Source organism: Nonomuraea sp. NPDC049141, from assembly GCF_040648415.1.
Lineage (GTDB): Bacteria > Actinomycetota > Actinomycetes > Streptosporangiales > Streptosporangiaceae > Nonomuraea.
The window spans coordinates 1-3,209 of record NZ_JBEZDR010000103.1 but is presented as its reverse complement, the minus strand read 5'-3'; the positions used below and the strand labels follow the sequence as shown (position 1 = coordinate 3,209).

At 67.5% G+C, this 3,209-nt stretch carries 3 protein-coding genes; 1 reads left to right on the top strand and 2 read right to left on the bottom strand.

Annotation, left to right across the window (positions count from 1 at the left end):
• Both AB0B91_RS64705 and AB0B91_RS64700 read right to left on the bottom strand, forming a co-directional pair.
• The coding region (locus AB0B91_RS64705) for a GtrA family protein (protein WP_358342932.1) at positions 1 to 580 on the bottom strand (580 nt) is incomplete at its 3' end.
• A 64-nt stretch (positions 581 to 644) separates the two neighbouring features.
• On the bottom strand, positions 645 to 1,190 hold the full coding sequence (locus tag AB0B91_RS64700; protein WP_231925783.1) for a GtrA family protein: 546 nt from the start codon (positions 1,188 to 1,190) through the stop codon (positions 645 to 647).
• 383 nt (positions 1,191 to 1,573) lie between these two features.
• Here AB0B91_RS64700 and AB0B91_RS64695 point away from each other — a divergent pair.
• The coding region (locus tag AB0B91_RS64695) for a phosphoenolpyruvate carboxykinase (GTP) (RefSeq protein WP_358342929.1) at positions 1,574 to 3,209 on the top strand (1,636 nt) is incomplete at its 3' end.

Here is a 3,209-nt window from a genome sequence, read left to right as displayed (position 1 = left end):
GCGGGACGCGCCGCCCGGCACCCGGCGGCGGCTCGGACTCCTCCAGCTCGGAGATCGACTCGGCCAGCTCGGCCACCGGGTCCATCTCGGCCATCGTGTCCCACTCGTCGCGCGGAATGCTGTGCCACGTGTCCGCCGCGTGGGCGGGTGCCGGTTGGAAGACGAACGTCCGGTAGGACCAGAAGCGGAACAGCGTCGCCAACAGCACGCCGCCGGTCTTCGCCACGTTGAGGGCGAGCAGGCTGGTCAGGCCCAGTCCGTACTTGGCGGCGGCCAGGACGCCCAGCTCGATGAGCAGGCCGGCCCCGTTGAAAAGGAAAAAGAGGACGTACTCGCGCCGCATGGCCGCTTTCGGGCGATCCCGGTACGTCCAGTGACGATTCATCAGATACGACGTGATGGTGGCCACCACGGTCGCGATGACCGTCGCCTTCAGTTGACCGTCGACGAAAACGGTCAGTGCGAGCGCGTTGAACACGGCGTAATTGATTACGGTGTTGACGCCGCCGACGATTCCGAACTTGAGCGCCTCGTGGATGAACTTCTGCCAGCGCTCAGGCAGCAGACGGACAAGACGCATGCGGAACACCTTAGGGCAGTGGGCGGGGCCGGCAGGCTCCGGCCGGGACGGGGTGGGCGGGAGGTCACGCCCGGTGGTCTCGGTCGTCCTTCTCTTCCGGAACGGTGGGAGTTCCCGCTTCGACGAAGACGAACCGTCGGTAGGACCAGAACCGGAACAGCGTCCCGAGGCCGGTCCCGACGATGAAGCTGGCGATGTTGTCCGCCAGCGGGGTCTGGAACACCTCCGGCCAGATGCTGCCCAGGCCGTAGCGGCTGATCGCGAGGCAGGCCACGGCGATCCCCAGGCCGACGCCGTTGAAGAAGAAGAACAGCGCGTACTCGCGGGCCGGGTTGGAGCGCTTGCGGTGGCGCCACGTCCAGAACCGGTTGCCGACGAACGCGACGGTCGCCGCGATCACCGTCGAGATGGTCTTCGCGGTGACCTGCTCGACGCCCCGCACGCTCGTCAGGTAGTTGAAGAGCGCGAAGTCGATCAGGAAGGCGACCCCGCCCACGGTGGCGAACTTGCTCAGCTCGCGGACCAGATGGCCGAAACGGTCCACCAGCGAGTGGACCAGACCCGTGCGGGTCTGCCGGGAGCCGGGCTCCCCGGTCATCGTCGCGGCCACGACGCGAGCCTACCGGCTGGCGGCACCCCGCACGGGTAGCAACGACGGACCACCTGTCCGGGTGTGCGCCTGTGGACAGAGCGTAACGAGATCGACGACGCGGCGGGGCGGTTCGGTGGGTTCCGTCGACGGGACGCCGCTGGCGGGGGTGTGAGGTTTCACCAGAGCATTTGCGTGAAACTGCGCGTGAAAGCGGGTATTAGCTCGTGATGCCGCAGCGTGACCGCAGCTTGTGCAGTTCTTCACAACCAGTCCCACTGACTGGTGACCTCGCCCGGTTTACGCTGAGGCCAATCCCAGGTTTCCACGAAGACGACGCATGGCGCCGTCAAGACTCGTGCATCCCATAGATCGGTCAGCGTCGACCACCAAGGAGATGTGTCATGGTTGCTCCGGCTACCGTTCGGGGTATCGATCAGGCCCCGACGTCCCACCCCAAACTGCTCGCCTGGGTCCGTGAGGTCGCTGAACTGACCACCCCCGACCGTGTCGTCTGGGTGGACGGGTCCGACGAGGAATGGCGTCGACTCACCGACGAGCTGGTCGAGGCCGGCACCCTGATCCGACTCAACCCCGAGAAGAAGCCCAACTCGTTCTACGCGCGCACCGACCCGACGGACGTCGCCCGGGTCGAGGAGCGCACCTTCATCTGCTCCGTCGACGAGGCGGACGCCGGCCCCACCAACAACTGGATGGCGCCGGCCGAGATGAAGCGGACGATGACGGAGCTGTACCGCGGTTGCATGCGCGGGCGCACCATGTACGTCATCCCGTTCTGCATGGGCCCGGTCGAGGCCGAGAGCCCCATGTTCGGCGTCGAGATCACCGACAGCCCGTACGTGGTCGCCTCCATGCGCATCATGACCCGGATGGGCGCCACGGTCCTGGAGGCCATGGGCGACGACGCGGACTTCGTCCACGCGCTGCACTCCATCGGCGCGCCGCTCGCCCCGGGCCAGCAGGACGTGGCGTGGCCGTGCAACGAGACGAAGTACATCTCGCACTTCCCGGAGAGCCGGGAGATCTGGTCCTTCGGCTCCGGCTACGGCGGCAACTCGCTGCTGGGCAAGAAGTGCTACTCGCTGCGGATCGCCAGCGTGATGGGCCGTGACGAGGGCTGGCTCGCCGAGCACATGCTCATCCTCAAGATCACCTCGCCGGAGGGCAAGGTCTACCACGTCGCCGGGGCCTTCCCGTCGGCCTGCGGCAAGACCAACCTGGCGATGCTGGAGCCGACCGTCCCGGGCTGGAAGGTCGAGACCATCGGCGACGACATCGCCTGGATGCGCTTCGGCCCCGACGGACGCCTCTACGCGGTCAACCCCGAGTACGGCCTCTTCGGCGTCGCGCCCGGCACCGACTGGAAGACCAACGCCAACGCGATGCGCACGCTCGACCGCGGCAACTCCATCTTCACCAACGTGGCCCTGACCGACGACGGGGACATCTGGTGGGAGGGCATGGGCGAGCCGCCGGCGCACCTGGTCGACTGGAAGGGCAACGACTGGACGCCGGAGAGCGACAGCCTCTCCTCGCACGCGAACAGCCGGTTCTGCACCCCGATCACGCAGTGCCCGATCCTCGCCGAGGACTACTACGACCCGAACGGCGTGCCGATCGACGCGATCCTCTTCGGCGGTCGCCGCCGGGACACCATCCCGCTGGTGACCGAGGCCCGCGACTGGGTGCACGGCGTCTACATGGGCGCGACGCTCTCCTCGGAGACCACCGCCGCCGCCTCCGGCGCGGTCGGCGTCGTCCGCCGCGACCCGATGGCCATGCTGCCGTTCATCGGCTACCACGCCGGCGACTACTTCCGGCACTGGATCGAGATGGGCAAGGGCACCGACGGCGACGAGTCCAAGCTGCCGAAGATCTACTACGTCAACTGGTTCCGCAAGGACCCGGAGGGCAACTTCCTCTGGCCCGGCTTCGGCGAGAACTCCCGGGTGCTCAAGTGGATCATCGAGCGGATCGAGGGGCGCGCCGACGCGGTGGAGACCCCGATCGGCATGGTCC